The organism is Kothea flammea (genome assembly GCF_052161645.1).
Classification (GTDB): Bacteria; Planctomycetota; Planctomycetia; order Pirellulales; family Pirellulaceae; genus Laterigemmans.
Map to the genome: position 1 here is coordinate 7044508 of NZ_CP197414.1, position 20425 is coordinate 7064932.

The window sequence follows — 20425 nt, forward strand, 5'->3', positions numbered from 1 at the left end:
GTCCTTTTGGCTTATTGTATATCAACGTTGCGAGGATCGGTGCGGGAAATAATGTCGCTGATGCCAGTTTGGTTGAAACCTTTATAGCCATCGTTGCGTTCGAGCACTTCCAGATGAGAGCCGGTCACGCCGGAGCGGCGAAAGCGATCGGCTTGTTCACTATTGATCCAACCGTTTTGCAATGCATGACTGATGCGACGTTCGTCGACAGGCCACACTTGTCCACGTGTGAATGATTGTTTCAGGTAGGCAAAATCGGAGAAGGGCTGCAGCGATTCGGCGCCCTCGGATTGTAAACGTTCCCGCGCGGCTTCAAAGGCGAACTGACATTCCAAATGGTGCATTCCCGCAGCCAGCACCGCTTCCCCGTGGAGATCGCACCAGAGGCCGACGGTGCCACGGCTAGAGCTGGTTTGTGAACCTGAGTCGTCAAAACCTTGATGCGCAAAGTCGCCTAAGACCTCGTCGGCGGTCATATCCACGTCGGCAAAGACCACGATGCGGGCGGCAGGTTGTTCGAGAACCTGAGCTCCCCAGCCCGCATCGGCTCCCGCGTAGAAACGCTCGCGGCAATGCATGCCGAGCGTTTCCAGCAAACGCACCAAGGCGGCAAAGCCTGCGCGGCTGCTGCGGTAGGTGTGGTGATCATGGTTGGCCCAGCCAAACCCGAGTCGCGATTGGGCTTGGAATTGCAAGTTGGCCGCGTCGTTACGCAGTTGCCAGTACTCACGTTCGGTTTGGAAGAAAAGATCGCAGGTCCGGTCAACTCCCAAGTCAACAATGATCGATTCAACTAGCGCTGTAGTCTGTTCAATACCTGCCACAGGATCGTCGAACCGGCGCGGGCGCAATCGCAATCGCTGGGTGTGCCAAAGTAACATTTCACCGCTTGGCTGAGCCTCTTCCGCCCCGCTCGCGGAGCTGGACGCCGTGGCGCCCGTTGCCGGGCCTTGGTCACCGTGTCGCTCCAGTACGACAACTTCAACGCCCCCGGCGGTGGATACTGTCGCGCTGCGGCGGGCAGCCGTTGCGTCGCCGATGATTTCAATTTCATCAATTGCCAGCGGCGGTAAAGTTGTGTCGATCAAAATCGATTGGGCGCGGAGGAAATCAACGACCGATTCAACCCTCAAGACCACTTTCTGTTGCCCATCGGCGATCACCCAAGGAAGCTGCGCGCCGGGATGATGCAAGCGACCATCGACCCCATACGGATCTATTGAGGCGAATCCACAAGCTGTTAGATCACTATCGGTTGACAGATGAATGGTATCGATCCAATCGACCAGTTTTGTGCCAGTACGGCGGAGCAAGCAATCGCTCAAGCTGGCCAGCCAAGGATTGGCGGCAGCCAGTTCGGCCAACCTGTGTTCGATTAGCCGCGTGGCCTGCGGTTGAATTTGCCACTGGGTAAAATCTGCAAGCGATGTGGGTGTCATGTGTCGTCTACTAAGGTTTGATGAGCGAAAGCGGGAGCCTGGGTGCTGGTGAAGAGAGTGGCCCCGAACTATTTTACCGCAGACGGGTCAAGAAGTAAGACAAGGTCTTCCTGGGAAAACCAATGATGCAAAAGTCCGCCTGGACATTTACTGAATTTACCACCCACGATGTCGCTTATGAAACAGCCAGCCAGCTGCGCCACCGTTTGTTGAGGCAACCTTTGGGTTTGGATTTATTCAGCGAAGATCGCACCGCGGAGGCGTTGGATCGGCACTTTGCCGCTTGGTCCGGTGAGCAGATGATCGCTTGCTTGGTGATTACCGGCAAGTCGGCCAAACGGGTTAAGCTGCGGCAAATGTGTGTGGCTGAGGATCATCAGGGGCGCGGTGCCGGCAGCTTTCTTGTAGCCAGCACCGAACAAGTCTTGCGCGCCGGTGGGATCGAAGAGATTGAGTTGGCGGCACGTCTCGAAGCGCAAGAATTTTATCGTCGGCTAGGTTATGTGGCCACAGGTGAGCCTTTCGTGGAGGTCACCATCGACCATATTTTGATGACTAAAACGCTCACGTAGAGCCTTTTCAGGAATCGCTAGCCGCAGTTCCCGTTAGCCGCTAGCCGCGGTTCCTTGTTAGCCGCTTTGCCGCTAGCCGCGGTTCCCGTTTTGAAGCGAACTAATCACGTGCAACAAAATGGTGGCTAGCGCCAAAACCGCTAACAGTGCGCTCACTTTGGTTCCCTTACGCTTCGGCATTCAGGTTGGGATTGATGACCTGCTCCCAACCAATTTGTTTGAGGTCCTCGCGGGTCGCCCAACGGCTGTGGTTGCTCCACAGCGGTTGTTCGCAGATTGGGCAGAGGGGCAATTCGGCATCGCGCCACAGATGCGGCGAACTGGTGTCAGGCTGAGTCCAAATCGCTTCGCATTCATCGCAAACGACCAAGCCGTGTGGCTGTTCGGTTTGGTATCCACAGATGCGAATTCCACACAAACCGCAACCGCAGATCGAGCACACGTCGACGGAATGTAACGGCATCGAGACAGGGCTATCGTGGCTCATCATTCGTTTCGCTCACTTGAATAACAATCGATTTGAGGATCGGCGGCAAACTGTCCGCTACTGCGAAAAGCCCAAACTCTAGTTTACACGTTCGCAAGCATTAAAGGGGAAAGGCGGTAATCACCCGATTTCCCTCCAGCACAATTCGCAGTCTTCTCGCTTGGGGGCGATCGCGGCGATTGCCTTCCCGACCACCAACATACCCAATTCGGCGCCCCAAGTTGATCGTGTAAATCGTGCGTTGGTCTTGTTTTTCTGTTGTCACACCACTTTTACCCGCTTTTGCTCGCTGATAACCCTCGTCAATGATCGCCAGGACCTCGGCAAATTCGCCATCAAACACGCCGTGCGGGCCGGCCCGCGTTGGTGCATCTTGGAGGTGACGTTCGAGATGCTGCAGGCGATGCCCTTCCTGGCTGCCCGGTCCGTACATTAACCCGGCGGGAGAGAGAAAACGATCAGGCTGGACCTCTCGCAACAGTCCGTACTTGAGCGCCGCGCCGTCATCGCTAGAGGCATCGGCCACGGAGTTCAAATCCGGCTTTGATCTGTCAGTCGCAGTTGATTTACCAGACGCAGTTGATTCGTTGAGCTCGGGGTCCGCAGCGGCATCATCCGCTTGTTGGCCCGCATTGCCGGCGTTCCAGTCGCGCAGTTCGGGCAGTTCCAGTCCGAACCGCGCGTTGAGCGTGGGCACTAGCAACCAATAGCCGATGACCAGCACCGCCCCGAGTAAACCTTTCACGGGAGGCTTGCCGCGTCGCGGTGTTGACGACCTGTTTGGATGGTCATTCAAGACTATGGTTCCTTTCGACTTTCACAACGTGGGAGAAACGCGGTCGCCATTATTTCCGAGGCGTTTTGAGCTTATCGACACGTCCTTGAATCTGACTCCGCTTAACGCCCTCGATGGCTGAGCGACTATCGGTCGAGTTGGGTGGATTATCGCCGAAAACTAGGTAGCGATCATCCCCAGCGCGAACACCTTGCTGCCACCGTGTCCGCCATCTCGGAGGTGGATCATAGCGTGCTGCTCGGCCCAACCATAGTTGGTCGATCTGTGCTTGTCCGGGCTGCGAGTCGCCGGTCCCGGTAAAGCGGATGGCGACTGGCTGCTCCGTGCTGACTGGTTTCGAGGAAACTGATTTCGGAAAGGCTGATTTCAGGGAGGCTGGTCTTGAACCGAACAGCTGTGCGGCCGACAGGGTGATATTTTGCGGAGCCTGTGGTGGGCTTGGTGGTTGCGACGAATTGATCGTATGTGGTGGTAATCGCCACAGCTGGTCTCCGTGGTTTAACAAGTAAAGCATATGTTGCCCGGCCGGCAGTGGCAATTGTCCGAAGAGGGGACCGCTGGGCGTGGCGACGGCCACTTGCAAGTTGACAGCTCGGGGCACGTCAACTCGCATGCTAAGACGCAGTTCGTTGATTGGCAGCATCTCCCGCGCGAGCGCCGCGTTGGCTGGGTTATCGTCGCGAATCGGCCCGGGGCGCGACGCGTTATAGACGTCGATGTGATGGTAGGTTAACCAAGGCGTGGGGGCTGCGTTTAGCTGGCAACGAAACTGAGCCTGGTTAAACAGCCAAGTGTGTTGCTGGGGACTTTGCGTGGCAGCGTGATCTGGAATGGCTGCCGTTACGGCTGACTGCCAACGTGGTGGAAGACCGCTAAGATCTTCCAGGTGGTAGACTTCGATCGCTCGCTGCCAAGCGACTTGTGGAGTGTTCTCAAATGGTTGGCCGTTGACCCACAATTGACCGGCGGCATCGATTTTCACGACATCTCCGGGCACGCCGATCACGCGTTTCACTTGCCCGGAACCATCGGGTAACTGCACGACGACGCAATCATCTCGCTGCGGGTTGGCGGTGCGGTAAGCTTGCGGATTGATTTCGACCAATTCCCCCGGGGCGATGTTCTGGCTTAGCTGCAGCCCCAATGCTCCGCAGCGAAAACAGCGTAATTGAAGCATGCTGGGATCGGGTTGCAGATGCACGCGGTGTGACCAGTCGCAAGCTGGGCAGGTGGCGATTCGCGTGGGGCCCCAGAACGTGGGACTCATCGAAGGCCCCGCGACCCGCGCGACCCATTGGCGTTCCGGTTTCCACCAGAAAAAGTTACCCGTCACAAAGCTGGCGAGTGACCACAGGCAACCAACCAACAAGACGCTGGGGATGACAAAGTGGCGGAGCGAAGGGCCTACTCGCGCAGCGTCCATTGAAGGGAATTTAAATCGGCCGCGAGGGACCATTCGGAAGAGGGGATTACCAGGCGATCTTGTTCGAACACCAGCGGGATACACCACCCTAGTTTGACCGGCATCGCGCTGACTTGCCAGCACTCTCGTGGCAAACTCACGTTATTTCCCGCCGGTAAACGAAAATAATGGTAACGCTCGTCACAGCCCCGGTAGCCCAGCGGCGTGGCAGACTCAGCCAAACAGCTGAGTTCGGCCAAGTTAGCGACGTGTTGCTGGACAAGGGGCACTGAGGCGCAACCCAACGCGGCCAAGATAAACACGCCGGCTCCCGCTGAGTCCCAACGAAAGGCAACGCCACCGGGTAAGCGAACCGCTTCGCTGGAAGGTGACCGCCGCTGCTCAGCGTCAAATCGCTCAGCGTCAATTCGCTCAGTGCCAACTCGCTCAGTGCCAGTCCGCTGGCAACTAGATTTTCCCACGAGACCGTCCGATGTAAAGGGAAGAAAAGCGCCTCGGCGACAAAGCGGTGGGCAGCAAAGTGAAGCCACGCAGCGGCAGTCTAATCCGACCGACGCCGCGAGCAAGCGGAAAGCAATTCCACCAGTGAATGCCTGACAATCAGTCGCTTCGCTGATTATAATCCGGCTTGCTCTTTTCCGCATCTTGTTCCGCTTACGAGTGATCATTGTTTCATGTCGCGATCGTCCGACGCCAGCCTCGCTCCGGGGCCTTTGTTAGCTAGTCCCCCGCTACCTGCGATCGGACACTCGGGACGAAGTCGTTTAGGGCGAGCTTTGGGAGTACAGATTTTAGCAACCGGCTCATATGTGCCGGAACAAATCGTCACCAATGAGGATCTTGCGGCTTTAGGTTGTGACAGCGAATGGATTGTCCGTCGCACTGGAATTTTGCAACGTCGCAAAGCAGCTGACGATCAGGCGACCAGTGATTTGGCTTATCTTGCGACGCAGCAGTGTTTACGATCAGCTGGCGTTACGGCTGATCAAATTGATCTTATTTTGGTCGCCACAATCACACCCGATCATCCCACACCTTCAACCGCTTGCCATTTGCAAAGACGGCTCGGGGCGATTGCCCCGGCGATGGATATCAACGCCGCTTGCGGCGGCTTCATGTACGGACTGGTGACCGCTTCGCAATTTGTCAGTACCGGGGCGGCTCGCTGCGCATTGGTGGTTGGTGCCGACCTGATGAGCCGCACGATTGATCCGGCTGACAACAAGACTTACCCGTTGTTTGGTGATGCCGCTGGGGCTGCCCTGATTGTTCCCGACCAGGCTGTGGAAAACCCGGCAGGATTATTGGCTTTTACTTTGGGCAGCGAAGGCTGCGGCGGAGAATTGCTGTGCATACCGGCGGGTGGCAGTCGACAATCGCTCGACCCGACCGCCTGGCGCGCTGGTCAGCAATATCTGCGGATGGATGGTCGCGGAGTGTTCAAGTGGGCCGTGCGAACCGTTGCCGATAGCACCACCGATCTACTCAAAGCAACCGGTCTCGAGGCGAGCGATTTGGATTTGATTATTTTGCATCAGGCCAACCAACGCATCATCGATTCCGCGGTCAACGACTTGGGGGTCGACCCCGCCAAGGTTTTTGTGAACCTTGATCGTTACGGAAATACCAGTGCCGCTTCGATTCCCCTGGCGCTCGATGAAGCGCTCGCCAAGAACAAGCTCGCGCGCGGGCAGCACCTGTTGATGTGTGGATTCGGCGCCGGCCTAGCCTGGGGAACCGCCTTGCTCCGCTATTGAAAACCACACTCGCAAAAAAATTATCCGATGTCATGCGATCGCCCGTGGTGCTGGAGTGCCAAGTCTGTGAGCGGGATGGTCGGGGACAGGTCCCGTCTAGGTCAACAAGCCGGTTGATTCAGCTGCGCGGCTCGATTCCGCAATGAAAAAATGCAAGCTTGACTGTCAGATTCGCCCCAACTCGCCATCCCCCTGCTCGGGGCGCACATCGTCGTCAAAAGGCAGCAGGCTGACGTCACCGCCGAGGATAAAGGCTAGGGGTGCCGCGATTGCGGTGTGCTCGCACGCCATGCGGATCACGATTAACAAAGGAACCGACACAAAGACTCCCACAATGCCCCACATCCAACCCCAAAAAACAACCGAGACGATGACAAAAAATGGACTCAGTTGCAGCTTGCGTCCAATTAACGTGGGTGTGATTAATTGCCCCTCGGTCGTCGTCAACGTGAGGTAAGCAGCCGTGGTCAAAAAGGCCCACGATAACGGCTCGAAGGCAACCACCGCAGCCAAAAAAATGACTGCCGCACCTAACAACGCCCCGAGAAAGGGAATGTAGTTTAACAGCGTCGCCATAGTGCCCCACAACAGCGGAGTGGGCATGCCAAGAAAATACATCACAATCGCGACGGCCACTCCCAATCCAATGTTGATGATCGTCACTTGCGCCAAATAACGACTGACGGCAGATTGCAGGTCGACGATCAACTCAACCGTGTTGCGACGCTGACCAAAGTTGGGCATCACATGCAAAACTCGGTTGATCAACGAATCGCCCGTGGCCAGCAAGAAAAAAGCTAAGACAACAACGACGACTAGAAAACTAATCGCACTGCTGGTGCTGTTAACAAGGTAACGACTCGTCCAGGCAGGCTGGATAACCTCCACGGCAATCGGATCATCCAACGCCGCATCACCGCCTCCACCTGCCTGCCCAATCGCCTCGACCTCTTTCCGGGCCCGACGCAGTTCGTCAAATGGACCGTCCATGGTGCTCAACTTATCCCGCAAGCGGGCAACTTGAGAGGGCAGATTCTGGGTCCAGCTGCTCGCCGGTTCAATTACCGTGACCACGCCAATCGCCAAGATGACCAAAAAGATGACCAGCAAGACGGTGGCGGAAATCGGTGGCGGCACACGATGCCGGGACAATTGACTGACTACCGGACGCAGGGTCAGATAGAGGAGAAAAGCGACCACAAATGGAGTGATTAAACTCCTGGCATAATAACCGGCAAAAATCAATAACAGCCCAGTGCTGATCCATAAAGCAATCAGCGCCGAACGAGTCCTGCTAATGCCATCCATCACCTGCCAGCCTCCACACATGGTCAACTGGCTATGGTTTGATTTTCCAACCCACAATGATGCCAAAAGCAAAGCACCACAAAGCGGCCACGTCGGGCTTCTCCTTGGCGTAGTCGCGAAGCAATGAAACTAAATCACCAGCCGGTTGCTGGACGTAGTGGCGAGCCACATCGTGCCCCGCCTCGCTAGCCTTTGATGCCACGTAACGAGCATTCTCGCGAGCCCGACTGCTGATCGTCGCTTGTTCGCTCGCTTGTTTCTGGCCGGACGAGCCACTTCCCGCCGGCGATCCGCTGCCCGGTGTTTGACCTGCCATCTGTTTGCCTTTCAATTGTGAGGTAAAATCTACTGGTATGTGAGGAAAAATCTTATGGTGTACCCGCAGTCGAGCGGTTGGACTGCCGCTCGTGGCGAGCGGCGGTGTAAGCACCCGCACTATCTGTCGATGGGCCTGCCGCGTGTGCCCCTTTAGGCTCTCGCCCGTTGCGAGTGGCTGGCGGTTGGGGAGGAGTGGCTAATCGTTCTTGTAACCACTGGATGTTGGAACCAAATTCATCAGCACTTTCCCCCAATGCCGATCCGGCACGCCGCAGTGCGTTATAAGATGCCAGCAGGATCAACACGGTAACCACCGCGGAGATCAGCGAAACCAGCAGCAAGCTCCAACTCAGCGGCCAGCCGAGTTGTTCGGTGAGCAGCCAGGAAATTCCCATCAGGAAAATCGTCAACGTGGCGACCGCGATGGCAATCGCCAATCCGGCCAGGACCGCTGAAACGATCGAGCGTTTAACCGCCTCACGACTGTCGATGGCAAACAACCGCCCTTGCAGCTTGACCAGCTCAATCACGTCGGCCATGGTGCGGCGGACTCCGGAAGCATTGTTATAAGACATGAGTGAGCGAGTCTCCCTTAGCGTCGTTTGCTGAACCAACCGATGGCAACTCCCAACACCAGCGCGACGCCGCCGAGCGGAAGTGCATACTGCTCGATGAAACCCTGCACACCTGACTTCCCCGCAGTTTGCGGTTGATGAACGCGCATCCGCCGATACTCCACGATTGGCCCGTTAACAGGCCCATTCCCTGAGTTCAATTGTTGTGAGATCATCGCCCACCCCCACTGCGGTTTAAAAATCGATTCGTCGCGTAACCAGTGACGGCCCGCACGGCAAACGAAGTTAAGGCACTTGTTATTAGCGAGACAACTGAGCTTTTTGTCACAACATCCTCGGTATCATCACTTTCATCATACTTAGAGCCATAGCTTGCGAATTTGCTCGACCGTTGGCGATCGGCGTGCTTGTCCTGATCGCCCCAGCGACTCAACCAAGCGGGCCGACTCGAACGCAAACGCACTGTTGAACGTGAACGCACGATCTTTCGGCGGGGAACAATCATGTAACCTAATACCAACATGCCAACGATCACCAAGTAAGGATGCTTACTCGCTTGATGCCGCACGCTGAGCTTGCGGCGGACTTCGCGACGAGCATCTGCTAGATCTTCTGGCAGTTCGCTGCGGATCGCTCGCAAGCGCGCACGGATAGCGTCAGTTTCGTCTCGCTGCGCGGTCATCGCGGACACCTATTCAATGCTTGGGGCGGCTTGCCGAAAAGATAATGCCGGCAAATAACCCAATTACAGCGGCAATCAAAATTGACTCGAGCGGACGCCGGGCGATACTCTGTCCTAGCCGGTCTGAAAGTTCGTGCGTTTGCCGACCGGCACTCTCATAACCTTCCCGCACCGCGTCCATCGCTTGGCCGGCGTATTCGCGACCCAAGTTGGAAAGCGAACTGGCTTCTTCAGTCACCCGTTCAATAAAATTTTCCACCTCGCGGCGCGTCGCGCCGGTCTTTTCTTGAATCGTGCCAACGAGGCGATCGGTGCCCCCTTCCACTTGCCGTAGGTCTTCGTCGGTCAGCTGGCCCCAATGTTCCAGCAACCTTCCTTTGACTTGATTCCATTGGCCCTTCAGCTCTTCTCGCGTCACCATTTAGGCTCTCCCGCATTCGAGTGGTTGCAGTTGTTGCGGCGAGCAGTCCCAGCATGTTCGCTAGTACTCGCCGCTCTCAACGCAAACAGGGTGCAAACGCCATGCCGGGAAAGCAGCGGGTCGCTGAGAGGCCGGAGGTCAAGATGCGTCGGAAGCGGTTTTACTCTCTCAAACTACTTCCATACGCCGGCGGCGATCAATTGCTCAGTCGCCGCTGCGGACCAACCACGATTGGCCGCCGGGCTGGCGGGGCTGGGATGCAGAATCCGTACCACTTCGCCCCCGCCAACATCGCCCCCGTCACCATCGCCAGTCGCTTGAGAAACACGGCGCAAACAATTCTCGGCGTAAGCTCCCACACCAACGAGCCAACGTGGTTGGAAGATTTGCAGCAAGCGACCGAGATGCCGATCACAGGCGGCATCGAGTGGCGCTCGTTCGTCGGCTGGCAACTTGTCGGGGGTGCGGTTTCGCGCCGACGCTTCCAAGAATATCAACGGACAGTAGTTCGCGACAAAGTGCTGCTTAAAGAAAGCTTGGGGCGTCCCAAACCGCTCTTGAAATAGTCCCCACAAACGCTGTCCAGAAACTTCGGATCGTGGGCACTGCAACCCTTCAACGGGCCGTTTGGGGTGTTCTTGTTGTGGGTGTCCCACCACCGCGTCAATCCCCAACCAGTCTCGCACCGCAGCCACTTGACCAAAAGGGACGCCAGTTTGCGCCATCCCCCAAGGACCCGGGTTCATGCCTAAGAAAATGGTCTCCACGCCGGCTGGATTCAACAAGCGAAGGTATTGGCAATGGGCTGCCCACGCGTACCGCAGCGGGTTGTAGACATAACTCACCGGCGGACCGAACTGGAGGCCGTCAACTTCGTCGGCTAACTCGGCGGCAGCGGTAATCGCCAAGTCGATTTTGGACACGGAGCAATCGCCTAAATCTGAAAGTTCAATGCCGTCGGGGGAATCGGATCCTCTCCCGCACCACGTACGCGCAGTTGTGGTTTCTCCAGCGTGACCGTCGTCATCGGCGAAACACTGCGCGTGATCCAAACGCTCGAGCCAATCACCGAATCATGTCCGATGACTGTGTTACCACCTAAGATCGTCGCGTTCGCATAAACGACAACTCGGTCTTCGATCGTCGGGTGTCGCTTGTTCCCGCGAATCAATTGACCATCCGCATCGGTAGGAAAGCTGACTGCTCCTAAAGTAACGCCCTGGTAGAGTTTGACATGATTGCCAATCTCACACGTCTCACCGACCACCACGCCCGTGCCGTGGTCAATGAAGAAATGATTCCCAATCGTGGCTCCCGGGTGAATATCAATCCCCGTCTGTTTATGAGCCCATTCGGTCATCATCCGGGGGATGAAGGGAACAGCCAATTGCCGCAATTCGTGGGCCAAGCGATAAACCGTGATGGCTTCAAAGCCCGGATAGCAAAAAACGATCTCATCGGTCGTCTTACATGCGGGGTCGCCATCAAAAGCGGCGCGCACATCGGTTGCCAAGATGGCTCGTAACTTGGGCAGACGCGTCAGGAACTCGATCGCCATCGCCTGACCCTTGGCTTCGAAATCAACTTGCGATTCGCAGTCGGCGTGGCTGAGCGTGACGCGATGCTCGTGCTCCAGCGCACGCCCGATCTGAACAGTCAACTTATCGTGCAGAGAATCGACCAGATTCCCAACATGATAGGTAATGTTTCCAGAGTGCAAACCAACACGACGGCGATACCCCGGATACAACACGTCGCGGAGATCTTCGATCGCCTCCACAACCGCGTCGTAACTCGGCAGTGGGCAATGCCCCAAGTGATTGATCCCGTCGTCTGGACGGTACGTCCGGACAATCGCATCAGTGATCTCAGGTAACCGAGCTTTGAGACGAAAATCAGACGCCATAATCAAGCTACTTCTAAATCACAGTTGGATCGGTGGGGAAATAAGCATCCGCTACCTGTTGCCAGGAACCGGCTTTGGATGTGCTTCGCACAAAAGATACCGGACACCAATTCCCCGCATTCAGGCTCGCTCTACCTATTTCCCGGTTATTGCTCAGTGACCTTCCGATGCTTCGGTAAGTCGCGTGCATACCGAACACGGTCTAGCGACCGATCGATGGCGGGTTGTCCATCAAAAAGTCACGTGGCCCGCGAACCGTATAGTAGGGATAGGCAACCCCGGCGGTGGGCGGTCCAGCGACCATCGGCGACTGACGACCCGGTTGGGCGTGACGAGGATTGCCCGTCGCTAAGCCCTCGGAGTAGTCCAGGCCCCCTTGCTGCCAACCTAACTTACCGGCGCGGCAACCGGTCGACGCGTTGCAGTCGCCACTGCCACAACTGTTGCAGCTACCCAGCTTGCCCAGCAGGCCGCCGCCACCGTTGTTGCAGGAATTACAGGAGTTGCACGAGTTTGTACTCGCACAACCCGAAGCGCCGACCAGCATGACCAATGCGGCGGCAAGGATAGTCAGACGTTTCATCGCGGGAATCCCTTCCAGGGTGGAACTACGTATGCTTCATTGCAAAACGACGACAGATTTTCATCGTCGCTCGCTTTCAGCATCGGACGAATCATCCCGCATTAACCAGCGATTCCGACTATCCACTATGATCCAAGCAATCTGTCCGCGGTACGAATTGCCTATCTTAACTAGAGTTCCGTGCGGTCAGCCAAATCCCCCGCGAACGCCCAGGGCTGACGTCTCGCCGTTAGAGGTCTTGCTCACCAAGGTAGCCGAGCAAACCAGAGTCCCACCCGTTGACATTGATTTCCTGCCAAGCCCGTTTCCGTTGCTCATCGGCGTCCCAGGTTCCCAGTGCTCCGCCGTGATTTGTGCCAGCCGTGGCGCTCGCTTCGCCCTCACCGCCACTCTGCCGGTTGAGTTCGTTAATGATCTTGAGCGCATCAATCGGCTCGATCCGGTTGTTACCGTTGACATCCAGGAAGTTGGGACGCGACTCGCGATCCAGGTCGACTTGGTCATCGCTGTTGCGATTCAAGTAGTTGATGATCACTAACGCATCGACCGGTCGCACGTTGCCGTCGCCATTGGCATCGAGAGGATCGGCAATGTTCTGCCAAGGGTTGGCATTCTGCTGGACGGTCAGAACAAAGTCCAACTCGACGGCCAAAGGTGGTTGCCCACTATCGATGGCGACCAATTGCAGCGGCCACTCACCAGCGGCCGGATTCCACGGACTGCCGCTGATTTGCAGTGTTGCCGGATCGAATTGCAACCAGCCAGGCAGTTGCCCCTCGGCCGCTCGCAGCGACCAAGTGATGGTTTGATCGGCATCCTCATCGCTGACTAAATTTTCGGCAAAGTTGTGGTTGAAACTGAAACCTGCGAGCACCGACAGTGGTTCCGGTTGACTAATCACCTGCGGTTGGTCATTTCGATCGAACACCGTAACAGTGATTTCTTCTTCCAATGCCGGACTCACACCATCGGAAACACGTACTTGCAATGCGTACTCAGTTTGATCTTCAAAATTCAGCGTCGCTCCTTCGCTCAGCATTAAATTTCCGGTCTCCGTGTCGAGCGAGAACAGCTCGCTCGCTGCACTCGGTACCAACTCCAGGGTGGCCTGCTCATCCCCGTCGGGATCGGTGGCTGTTAGCTGTCCGACGATGGTGCCGGCTGGCGAATTTTCGGCAATCTCCAGGGGGCCAACTGTGAGTTGTGGTGGTTCATTGACGTTTGTGACTGCAACCGAAAAAATACGGTCCGCCGTCGCCGTGGGTTGTCCGCTATCCCACGATTGAATGATCAGCTCCCAATTCTCTGAGTCTTCAAAGTCTAGCACTGCGCCGGCGGCGACACGCACTTCTCCAGAGTCCCGATCGATGGTAAAGCGACTTGCTCCGTCACCGCCGACGATGGCAAAAACGTGGGTCTGTCCCGGATCGGGATCGCTGACGGTGACGGTCCCCAGCAAAGTTTCCGCTGATGAGTTTTCCGCAACCTCCAGCGTCACGTCGTGAATTTCCGGTGGGTTATTTTCGTCGATCACGCGAATTCTTAGTTCACGTTCGCTCGATAACGAAGGCAAACCGGAATCGCTCACTTGGACTTGCACAAAGTATTCAGACTGAGTGTGAAAGTCCAACAGACCACCGGCCGCTAGACGAATTTCACCCGTTTCGGCTCCCAGCGTAAAGATATCGCTGGAGAAACCTTCGGCCCAGCTAAAGGTGTGCGTTTGAGTTTGTTCGGGGTCACTGACTTGGATCGTCCCCACGAGGGCATCCGCGTCGGACAGTTCTCCGATCGCGAACTCACTGGAGCTTACGCTGGGCGCTTCGTTTTCATCAGTAATTTCCAGCGTCACCGTGCCGGAAGAGGTCAGTGGTGGGTTGCCTGAATCAAAGACTTCGACAGTAATCGCAAGCTCAGGGCGAGTTTCAAAATCGAGTGGGAATGCATTGTTGACGCTCAACTCGCCCGTGATGCCGTTGATAGCAATCGCTCCGGCAGGATTCTCTCCTATGATGCGATAGCCCAGTTGACCGTTGAAGCCACCGTCGGGATCATTGGCCTCGATTGTCCCAATCACTGTGCCCGCCGGAGAGTTTTCCGCAACTTGGAATTCAAAATCAAACAACTGGGGAGGTTCATTAACGTCATTCACTTCAACGATAAACGTTTCCTCAGCCGACAAAGGTACATTCGCGTTATCGGTGGCGCGGATGACAATCTCGTGCTCCGTCGCAGTCTCAAAATCGAGTCCAACCCCGTTGCGCAAGCTGACAACGCCGGTGGTGGAGTTCACGTTAAATCGCTGTCCCCCGCTAACCATCGTGTATCGCACGATCTGGGTGTCATCATCCGTTGCCATCACTTGTCCGACGACCGTCCCCCCCGTCGCATCTTCATCGACGCTCAATTCGGCAGGCTCGAATTCTGGGGCAAAATTTCTCCGTACCGGGAAGGAAAGATCGAAGTTCTCATATTTTGTGACATCGATCGGGTAAGGGTCAAACGTGTAGCTGTCTCCAGCAGCTGGCAACGCCACGATTTCATAAAAATCAGGCACCAAGTAGTTTAAGGTGGCAAGCCCTTCCGCAGTCGATTCGGCAACAGCCTCAGGTATCGAAAATCGAATCGTATCAAGTTTTCCAAAGGGTGAAGAATCTAAGAAATCCTCGTCAGAGTAGGCGACCGCGTAGGCGATATCATCGGTGCTGCGGTTGATCGATAAAGTTTGTCTTTGGTCAGCCAGCAGCGGACCTGTGCGGATCATTTCCAATGATTCCCCAGCAGCGTTGAACACTTCCAGCCGACCATATGTCTCGCTCAAGTCGCTATTACCGATCACATCGATCGATACTTCCTGCGCGGGGCGATAAAAGTCCATTCGCAATCGTCGCGTGTTGTTAAAGAAGCCGACGTTCGCATGGGCAAAGATATGCTGTCCTTCTGGTTGGCCGAATTCTTGCACCGCTGTGATGTCAAAGCCAATGATGACGTTCTCTTCGACCGTGGTGGAGAGTGAGACCCCGGGGGTTAGGTTATTGATTTCCACGGTACGCTCGACAAAGTCATCGGGCTCGATTTCCGTGGTGATCAAATCACGCGTGCGGTTGCCGTTTGTATCGGCCAGCACACGAGTGCCCGGGAAGACCGGCTCCTCGGCATCAATCTCGCCGTTGCCATTGAGGTCTTCGAAGAAACCAGCTCGCACCGCACCGTTAAAATTCTCGTCGCCAACATGGTCCAACTCGCGACCTTGGAAAACGATCGGTGCGGGACGGCCATGAATGTCACCAGCCAGCCGAAAGGTGAAGTTGTCGTCGTCCATATCTTTGACCGTGCCCGCCACCCAGTCCTCTGCGGCGCTACCCGTCGAGTTGCCAATTCGACCGACGTAGCCAGTGCCATCAAGTGTGACCAGCGTGGCATTATCGGGTACGGTCACTTGGGGATCGAAGCTTCCTGTGTCAACAAACACCATCGCCCCATACGCATGCCCGTCATTTAGCCCCCACATTGTTGAGATCGAATCGTAAACGGTCCAATCCGCGATGATCCCAACGCTATCGACAAAGCCGTCACTGTCGGTATCCAAATCGTCGCCCAACTGCGGGGTCACATCGGTCTGAATCAAAAAGAAGGTGTTGGAGGCGTAAATGAAATCGATGCGGTCACTCAACGCATGCGAGTCTTCATAAATGCCCCCCGGCAAGCCGCCAAAGCCAGGGGCGGTGCTGACCAACGTATTGGCCTGCTCGTGGGAACTGAAGGGACTGTTCTGCGGCAGCAATACTAGCAGTCCGTTGCTGCCAAACGTCTGGCCAGAGAGATCAAAGATACCGTGAATCGTCCCCTCCGAATTGTCAAACCCGGCTTCACTTTCGACGACAACCAAAAAGGTGCCGTCGCCTAAGACAGAATTTGCTTCGCCCCGCAACTCCACATATTGGTCCGTGTCTGGATCGCCAAATAAGGGGTCGAAGAGGATCTCGTTTATGTGTGCTGCCAACAGACGACGGGATTCCAACGGCTCGAACCGCCCAATACGCTTCCTCATGGTGGATCACCTGAGTCGGAAAATGAATATCAAAGGAGCAGAAATGCAAGCTCCCGATGATAAACAATAATTGCCAGTTCTGCAAAAGAACAACAGGTATCATCCGATTCGCTGGAGCAGTTGTCAGAAACGGCAAACACGCTCGGAAACTAGGCGGTGGCGATGCTGCTGGCGGCACGCACATCGGCACAGAAGGCGTCGATCTCAGCCGCTCGGGTTGCCCACGAGCACATTAGCCGCGATTGACCGTTGCCGAACAAGTCGTAGAAGTGCCAACCACACGCTTCTAAATGTTGGCTGACGGCGGCAGGGAAGATCGCAAAGACGGCGTTGGCCGCGGGTGGAAACGCGATTTCAACACCCTCGATTGCCGCCAGCTGGTTCGCCAGCCTGAGTGCCGACGCGTTGGCGTGCGCAGCATGTCGCAGGTAAGCTCCCGATTCCAGCATGCCCACCCAGGGGGCGCTCAGGTATCGCATCTTCGACGCGAGCTGACCCGCCCGTTTACAACGAAACTCAAAATCGCGAGCCAAGTTCGCGTCGAAAAAGACGACGCACTCTCCCACCGCCATGCCGTTTTTCGTGCCGCCCAGCGTCAAACAATCCACACCCGCCTGCCAAGTAATCTCTTTGGCAGGGCAACCCAACGAAGCGACCGCGTTGGCAAAGCGGGCTCCATCGACGTGCAGCTTCAGATCGAGCGCTCGGCAAGCCTCGCCAAGCTGGTTCATCTGATCGATGTCGTAGACAGTCCCAGCTTCAGTCGCTTGCGTGATCGTCAAAACGCGGGCTGGTGGAAAATGAACCCCTCGCTCGTACCGAGCAATTCGTGTCACTTCTGCCAGGTCAACACGCCCGGACGCACCACCCACGGTCACTAACTTCGAGCCCCCCGTGATGAATTCAGGGCAGCCACATTCATCCGTCTGCACATGCGAGTCGCGATGACAAATCACACTTTGATAGGGCTGACAAAGGGCACTGAGAGCCAACGAATTGGCGGAAGTCCCATTAAAAGTAAAGAAAACTTGGCAGTCGGTCTCAAAAAATTCACGGATCAGCTGGACCGCTCGCACGGTCCAGCGATCTTCGCCGTAGGATGCCATATAATCTTCGTTGGCTGCTTGCAGGGCAGCCATCGCTTCCTGGCAAAGCCCGGCGCAATTGTCACTGGCAAATGCGTAATGCAATGCGTGTTCATCGTGAACGGAAGCGGGTTCCTGCATCGTTACCTAGCCGCGAAGGTTCTTGCGAAGTGAACGATGCGTGACGAAAGCTCTTTGCAACGTTTCCAATTGCTCCAGTTGGTCATCCATCCAGCGATCAAGCGTGGCTACCGACTCCGGCAGCGACGCAGTCAACTCACTCCAGTGATTGCCTTCGGGACGAGGCGCCGAAGGAACGCAGTTTTCCGATGAAGTAGTCATGGCCTAGGCCTCCACGGCGATTGTTCGTTTCAAAAAATCAGGAATTGCCGAGTTCTGGAGAGAGTAATGTTTAGCCGATTAGACGATTTCTTGAGTAGTCAGGTTCACTTAAATTTCTCAGTTTCGCTCACTTAGCGTCGCCCTGTGCCGATTACGTTCACGATTCGGTGCTAGCCAGTCTCCGCCGCGTCGCTGATCTGTTCAACTTCTTTATTACGAAATAGCAATCAAGGGGCCAAGGGAAAACCGCAAGTGGCGGCAATTGGTGCCTAAGATGTTACTGGGAAAGGAGTTATGGGTAAGAAAAGTATTTTTTAGGGGCCTTTACCGCCGCATATTTGGGCAGTTTGCTCGACGCAGACTGCCAACAAGTGTGGCAGTTTGACAACACCTGTCCTCATTTTGACACACCGCAGCAGGCTGACGACAATAACTGCAAGCCGCCTCGGAGTGAGTCGCGTTCCCGATTCGCAGGAATCCGCACGCCAATCCATTTAATTCAAATTATACACCACTAACAAGTGCATTGCGGGGTAAATTCTTCCACTGATTCATTTTCTCCTGATTTTCTTTGACTCACCTCGGCGGGCCGATCGGGTTAGAAACGCTCGATTTCGACCTTTTGGATGACCACCGGCTGGACCGGCACGTGCCGATGTTCGATGCCACGCGGCCGCGTCGGCAGGGCTTTGATCTTGTCGACGACATCTTGCCCCTTGATGACCTTGCCAAACACGGTGTATCCCCACTCGTCGCCACTCGCCGGTTTGTCCAAATTGGGATTGTCTGCCACGTTGATGTAGAACTGGCTGGTGGCGGTGTGGGGTTGCCCCTTGCGAGCCATGGCAATTGTGTACGCTTTGTTGGAAAGTCCGTTATTGGATTCATTGCGGATCGGTGCGCGCGTCGCTTTGGGCTGCAGATCCTCGGTCAACCCGCCTCCTTGAATCATGAAACTTTCAATGATGCGATGAAAGATCGTGCCTTCGTAAAAATCGGCTTCGGCGTAATCAATGAAATTCGCCACGGTGAGCGGAGCTCGCTGGGCATCGAGGGCGACAACGATCTCGCCCTGGTTGGTAACAATCTTAGCCGTTAATTGCTCGCTGGTGGCTTGTTTGCCCGCAGGTGCTTGTTGGCCTGTTGACAGCGATGCGCCGCTCGCCGCAATTGCGCCACCGGCAAACCCACAAACAAACGCCGCGATGATCGCCGCAAGAAACCAAGTGGCGAATGGGCAGCCGACCAGCTTAAGATTGGCAACGGTGTCGCTGGTCCCAAGTGGGCGATTCGAGCATGGGAGCTTGGTGAATGGGAGCTTGGTGAGGGAGAGCTCGGTGAATTGCATGGCTGGGGTCCTGCGGTAAATCGAGTCTGGGGGAGGGTGTGTGTGGCTGGCTGCAGCGCATTGTTCTCATCGTCGACCTCCGCGGCAAGTCGCATGTTGCCGAATCCATCTTGTCATCAGACGAGTGGTTTCTGTACCAACCAGTGGTGGCGATGGCTCGGCCACTTTCGTAACCAGGTAGTAAAGGTTGAAGATGGCTAGCGAAGAAACAACAGCGAATGTCAGCGGCCCAGGCGAAGACGGTGCCGAGCTCGGCTTATACGATACTTTTGTGGCACTCAGCGAGGGGAATTGGGAACCCGCGCTCGGCTTATTAACGGATATCGCGGTACCCGCCCTGCTCGCTCTGCTTGGTTTGGGCGTCAGTTATTTAGTCGCCAAATTTTTAGCGCGGCTGATTTCCGCGCCGATCTGCCGCAAGGTTGACGAGACGTTGGGGCGGTTTGCCGGCAAGTTCGTCTTCAATGGGTTGATGATTTGCGCCGTGATTGGCGTGGCCAGCACGGTGGGATTGAACGTCACCAGTTTTGCCGCGGTGTTGGCCGCCGCCGGCTTTGCGATTGGGATGGCGTTCCAGGGTACGCTTGGTAATTTTGCCGCGGGAATATTGTTGTTGGTGTTTCGCCCGTTTCGAGTGGGCGATGTGATTAACGCGGCTGGCGTGATCGGCAAGGTTAACGAAATCGACTTGTTCACGATTACGCTGGACACGCCCGATAACCGGCGGATCATCGTGCCCAACAGTGCCGTTTCGGCGGGCACAATCGAGAACGTCACTTTCCACGCGCATCGTCGCACGGAAGTTGCCGTCGGCGTTTGCTATACTGCGGATGTGGATGCCACACGGGCGGCGCTGACCGCCGCGGCCGAATCGCTGCCCGACTTGATCGTCAACGGAGAAGGGCGTGGTTACGCAGTCGTTCTCAGCGACTTGGGCGCTTCGTCGGTCAACTGGTTGGTCCGTTTTTGGACCCCCACCAGCAAAGTTTTCGAAGCCAAGGAACGCTTGACCCAAGCGGTCAAAGCGGAACTCGACGCCGCCGGTATTTCGATCCCCTACCCGCAGCTCGATGTCCACTTGAAAGGTCAGCTCGATCGCCAGTTGGCAGGTTTCACCGCCGGGTCCCAGGCCGACTTCGCCGGTCCCCCGGAAGTCGACTCGGCAACGATGAATCCCGCAGCGATAAATCCAGCGGTAGCGGCAGCAGCTTTCAACGAGGCCGCCGCCCGCGTTCGCCCGCGACTGCGCAATCGGGCTAGCTGAGCAAGTTAGCTGAGCACGCAGCGCGATCGTGCTGCGTAACTCAGTTATTCGCGCAACGTTAGCAATCA

21 protein-coding genes are annotated in these 20425 nt (G+C 56.1%); 3 read left to right on the top strand and 18 right to left on the bottom strand.

Annotation, left to right across the window (positions count from 1 at the left end; all coding sequences use genetic code 11):
• Positions 1 to 11 precede the first annotated feature (11 nt).
• Positions 12 to 1439 (bottom strand): hypothetical protein, encoded by a 1428-nt coding sequence (locus SH139x_RS26290; protein WP_488352704.1) that lies wholly within the window; start codon positions 1437 to 1439, stop codon positions 12 to 14.
• A gap of 122 nt (positions 1440 to 1561) precedes the next feature.
• Here SH139x_RS26290 and SH139x_RS26295 point away from each other — a divergent pair, with 122 nt between their 5' ends.
• Positions 1562 to 2011, top strand: coding sequence for a GNAT family N-acetyltransferase (locus SH139x_RS26295; protein ID WP_488352705.1), 450 nt, complete (start codon positions 1562 to 1564; stop codon positions 2009 to 2011).
• A 166-nt stretch (positions 2012 to 2177) separates the two neighbouring features.
• Here the strand turns inward: SH139x_RS26295 and SH139x_RS26300 are convergent, their stop codons facing one another.
• The 4 genes from SH139x_RS26300 to SH139x_RS26315 form a co-directional block, all read right to left on the bottom strand.
• Positions 2178 to 2474 (bottom strand): hypothetical protein, encoded by a 297-nt coding sequence (locus SH139x_RS26300; RefSeq protein ID WP_488352706.1) that lies wholly within the window; start codon positions 2472 to 2474, stop codon positions 2178 to 2180.
• 124 nt (positions 2475 to 2598) lie between these two features.
• On the bottom strand, positions 2599 to 3294 hold the full coding sequence (locus tag SH139x_RS26305) for a hypothetical protein (protein WP_488352707.1): 696 nt from the start codon (positions 3292 to 3294) through the stop codon (positions 2599 to 2601).
• Between the two features lie 49 nt (positions 3295 to 3343).
• Positions 3344 to 4717 carry a S26 family signal peptidase gene (locus SH139x_RS26310; RefSeq protein ID WP_488352708.1) on the bottom strand — a complete coding sequence of 458 codons (1374 nt, stop codon included), beginning with the start codon at positions 4715 to 4717 and terminating at the stop codon, positions 3344 to 3346.
• On the bottom strand, positions 4699 to 5178 hold the full coding sequence (locus SH139x_RS26315) for a hypothetical protein (RefSeq protein ID WP_488352709.1): 480 nt from the start codon (positions 5176 to 5178) through the stop codon (positions 4699 to 4701). Before SH139x_RS26315 ends, SH139x_RS26310 begins: the two co-directional genes overlap by 19 nt.
• A gap of 213 nt (positions 5179 to 5391) precedes the next feature.
• Between SH139x_RS26315 and SH139x_RS26320 the strand changes: the two genes are divergently transcribed.
• A complete protein-coding gene (locus tag SH139x_RS26320; RefSeq protein ID WP_488352710.1) occupies positions 5392 to 6474 on the top strand; it encodes a beta-ketoacyl-ACP synthase III in 1083 nt (360 codons plus the stop codon).
• A 165-nt stretch (positions 6475 to 6639) separates the two neighbouring features.
• Here SH139x_RS26320 and SH139x_RS26325 read toward each other — a convergent pair whose 3' ends face one another.
• From SH139x_RS26325 to SH139x_RS26385, 13 genes are all read right to left on the bottom strand, one after another.
• Positions 6640 to 7782 (bottom strand): AI-2E family transporter, encoded by a 1143-nt coding sequence (locus tag SH139x_RS26325; protein WP_488352711.1) that lies wholly within the window; start codon positions 7780 to 7782, stop codon positions 6640 to 6642.
• A 31-nt stretch (positions 7783 to 7813) separates the two neighbouring features.
• Positions 7814 to 8098: a hypothetical protein gene (locus SH139x_RS26330; protein ID WP_488352712.1), complete on the bottom strand. Its 285-nt coding sequence runs from the start codon at positions 8096 to 8098 to the stop codon at positions 7814 to 7816.
• 52 nt (positions 8099 to 8150) lie between these two features.
• Positions 8151 to 8675: a phage holin family protein gene (locus tag SH139x_RS26335; RefSeq protein WP_488352713.1), complete on the bottom strand. Its 525-nt coding sequence runs from the start codon at positions 8673 to 8675 to the stop codon at positions 8151 to 8153.
• Positions 8676 to 8692: 17 nt separating this feature from the next.
• Positions 8693 to 8890, bottom strand: coding sequence for a hypothetical protein (locus SH139x_RS26340; RefSeq protein ID WP_488352714.1), 198 nt, complete (start codon positions 8888 to 8890; stop codon positions 8693 to 8695).
• Positions 8887 to 9357 carry a hypothetical protein gene (locus SH139x_RS26345; protein WP_488352715.1) on the bottom strand — a complete coding sequence of 157 codons (471 nt, stop codon included), beginning with the start codon at positions 9355 to 9357 and terminating at the stop codon, positions 8887 to 8889. The genes SH139x_RS26340 and SH139x_RS26345 overlap by 4 nt, the downstream gene beginning before the upstream one ends.
• A 13-nt stretch (positions 9358 to 9370) precedes the next feature.
• The gene (locus SH139x_RS26350) at positions 9371 to 9778 is read right to left on the bottom strand and encodes a CsbD family protein (protein ID WP_488352716.1); all 408 of its coding nucleotides are present in this window, start codon (positions 9776 to 9778) and stop codon (positions 9371 to 9373) included.
• 173 nt (positions 9779 to 9951) lie between these two features.
• Positions 9952 to 10701: a uracil-DNA glycosylase family protein gene (locus SH139x_RS26355; RefSeq protein WP_488352717.1), complete on the bottom strand. Its 750-nt coding sequence runs from the start codon at positions 10699 to 10701 to the stop codon at positions 9952 to 9954.
• A gap of 11 nt (positions 10702 to 10712) precedes the next feature.
• Complete coding sequence (locus SH139x_RS26360) at positions 10713 to 11684, bottom strand: serine O-acetyltransferase (protein WP_488352718.1); 972 nt, start codon at positions 11682 to 11684, stop codon at positions 10713 to 10715.
• A 202-nt stretch (positions 11685 to 11886) separates the two neighbouring features.
• On the bottom strand, positions 11887 to 12267 hold the full coding sequence (locus SH139x_RS26365; protein ID WP_488352719.1) for a hypothetical protein: 381 nt from the start codon (positions 12265 to 12267) through the stop codon (positions 11887 to 11889).
• A 229-nt stretch (positions 12268 to 12496) separates the two neighbouring features.
• Complete coding sequence (locus SH139x_RS26370) at positions 12497 to 16318, bottom strand: cadherin domain-containing protein (RefSeq protein ID WP_488352720.1); 3822 nt, start codon at positions 16316 to 16318, stop codon at positions 12497 to 12499.
• 149 nt (positions 16319 to 16467) lie between these two features.
• The gene (locus SH139x_RS26375; protein ID WP_488352721.1) at positions 16468 to 17508 is read right to left on the bottom strand and encodes a threonine aldolase family protein; all 1041 of its coding nucleotides are present in this window, start codon (positions 17506 to 17508) and stop codon (positions 16468 to 16470) included.
• A gap of 42 nt (positions 17509 to 17550) precedes the next feature.
• Positions 17551 to 17745: a hypothetical protein gene (locus SH139x_RS26380; RefSeq protein WP_488352722.1), complete on the bottom strand. Its 195-nt coding sequence runs from the start codon at positions 17743 to 17745 to the stop codon at positions 17551 to 17553.
• A gap of 598 nt (positions 17746 to 18343) precedes the next feature.
• Positions 18344 to 19093, bottom strand: a complete 750-nt coding sequence (locus tag SH139x_RS26385) for a peptidylprolyl isomerase (RefSeq protein ID WP_488352723.1) — start codon at positions 19091 to 19093, stop codon at positions 18344 to 18346.
• A 193-nt stretch (positions 19094 to 19286) separates the two neighbouring features.
• Here SH139x_RS26385 and SH139x_RS26390 point away from each other — a divergent pair, with 193 nt between their 5' ends.
• Positions 19287 to 20357: a mechanosensitive ion channel family protein gene (locus SH139x_RS26390; protein WP_488352724.1), complete on the top strand. Its 1071-nt coding sequence runs from the start codon at positions 19287 to 19289 to the stop codon at positions 20355 to 20357.
• Positions 20358 to 20425 lie beyond the last annotated feature (68 nt).

Bases quoted from the DNA above. Each gene is read 5' to 3' on its own strand.
- SH139x_RS26295 (WP_488352705.1), top strand. From the start codon at position 1,562: ATGATGCAAAAGTCCGCCTGGACATTTACTGAATTTACCACCCACGAT.
- SH139x_RS26365 (WP_488352719.1), bottom strand. From the start codon at position 12,267: ATGAAACGTCTGACTATCCTTGCCGCCGCATTGGTCATGCTGGTCGGC.
- SH139x_RS26320 (WP_488352710.1), top strand. From the start codon at position 5,392: ATGTCGCGATCGTCCGACGCCAGCCTCGCTCCGGGGCCTTTGTTAGCT.
- SH139x_RS26330 (WP_488352712.1), bottom strand. From the start codon at position 8,098: ATGGCAGGTCAAACACCGGGCAGCGGATCGCCGGCGGGAAGTGGCTCG.
- SH139x_RS26370 (WP_488352720.1), bottom strand. From the start codon at position 16,318: ATGAGGAAGCGTATTGGGCGGTTCGAGCCGTTGGAATCCCGTCGTCTG.
- SH139x_RS26390 (WP_488352724.1), top strand. From the start codon at position 19,287: ATGGCTAGCGAAGAAACAACAGCGAATGTCAGCGGCCCAGGCGAAGAC.
- SH139x_RS26380 (WP_488352722.1), bottom strand. From the start codon at position 17,745: ATGACTACTTCATCGGAAAACTGCGTTCCTTCGGCGCCTCGTCCCGAA.
- SH139x_RS26360 (WP_488352718.1), bottom strand. From the start codon at position 11,684: ATGGCGTCTGATTTTCGTCTCAAAGCTCGGTTACCTGAGATCACTGAT.
- SH139x_RS26345 (WP_488352715.1), bottom strand. From the start codon at position 9,357: ATGACCGCGCAGCGAGACGAAACTGACGCTATCCGTGCGCGCTTGCGA.
- SH139x_RS26335 (WP_488352713.1), bottom strand. From the start codon at position 8,675: ATGTCTTATAACAATGCTTCCGGAGTCCGCCGCACCATGGCCGACGTG.
- SH139x_RS26350 (WP_488352716.1), bottom strand. From the start codon at position 9,778: ATGGTGACGCGAGAAGAGCTGAAGGGCCAATGGAATCAAGTCAAAGGA.
- SH139x_RS26290 (WP_488352704.1), bottom strand. From the start codon at position 1,439: ATGACACCCACATCGCTTGCAGATTTTACCCAGTGGCAAATTCAACCG.
- SH139x_RS26300 (WP_488352706.1), bottom strand. From the start codon at position 2,474: ATGCCGTTACATTCCGTCGACGTGTGCTCGATCTGCGGTTGCGGTTTG.
- SH139x_RS26325 (WP_488352711.1), bottom strand. From the start codon at position 7,782: ATGGATGGCATTAGCAGGACTCGTTCGGCGCTGATTGCTTTATGGATC.
- SH139x_RS26340 (WP_488352714.1), bottom strand. From the start codon at position 8,890: ATGATCTCACAACAATTGAACTCAGGGAATGGGCCTGTTAACGGGCCA.
- SH139x_RS26385 (WP_488352723.1), bottom strand. From the start codon at position 19,093: ATGCAATTCACCGAGCTCTCCCTCACCAAGCTCCCATTCACCAAGCTC.
- SH139x_RS26310 (WP_488352708.1), bottom strand. From the start codon at position 4,717: ATGGACGCTGCGCGAGTAGGCCCTTCGCTCCGCCACTTTGTCATCCCC.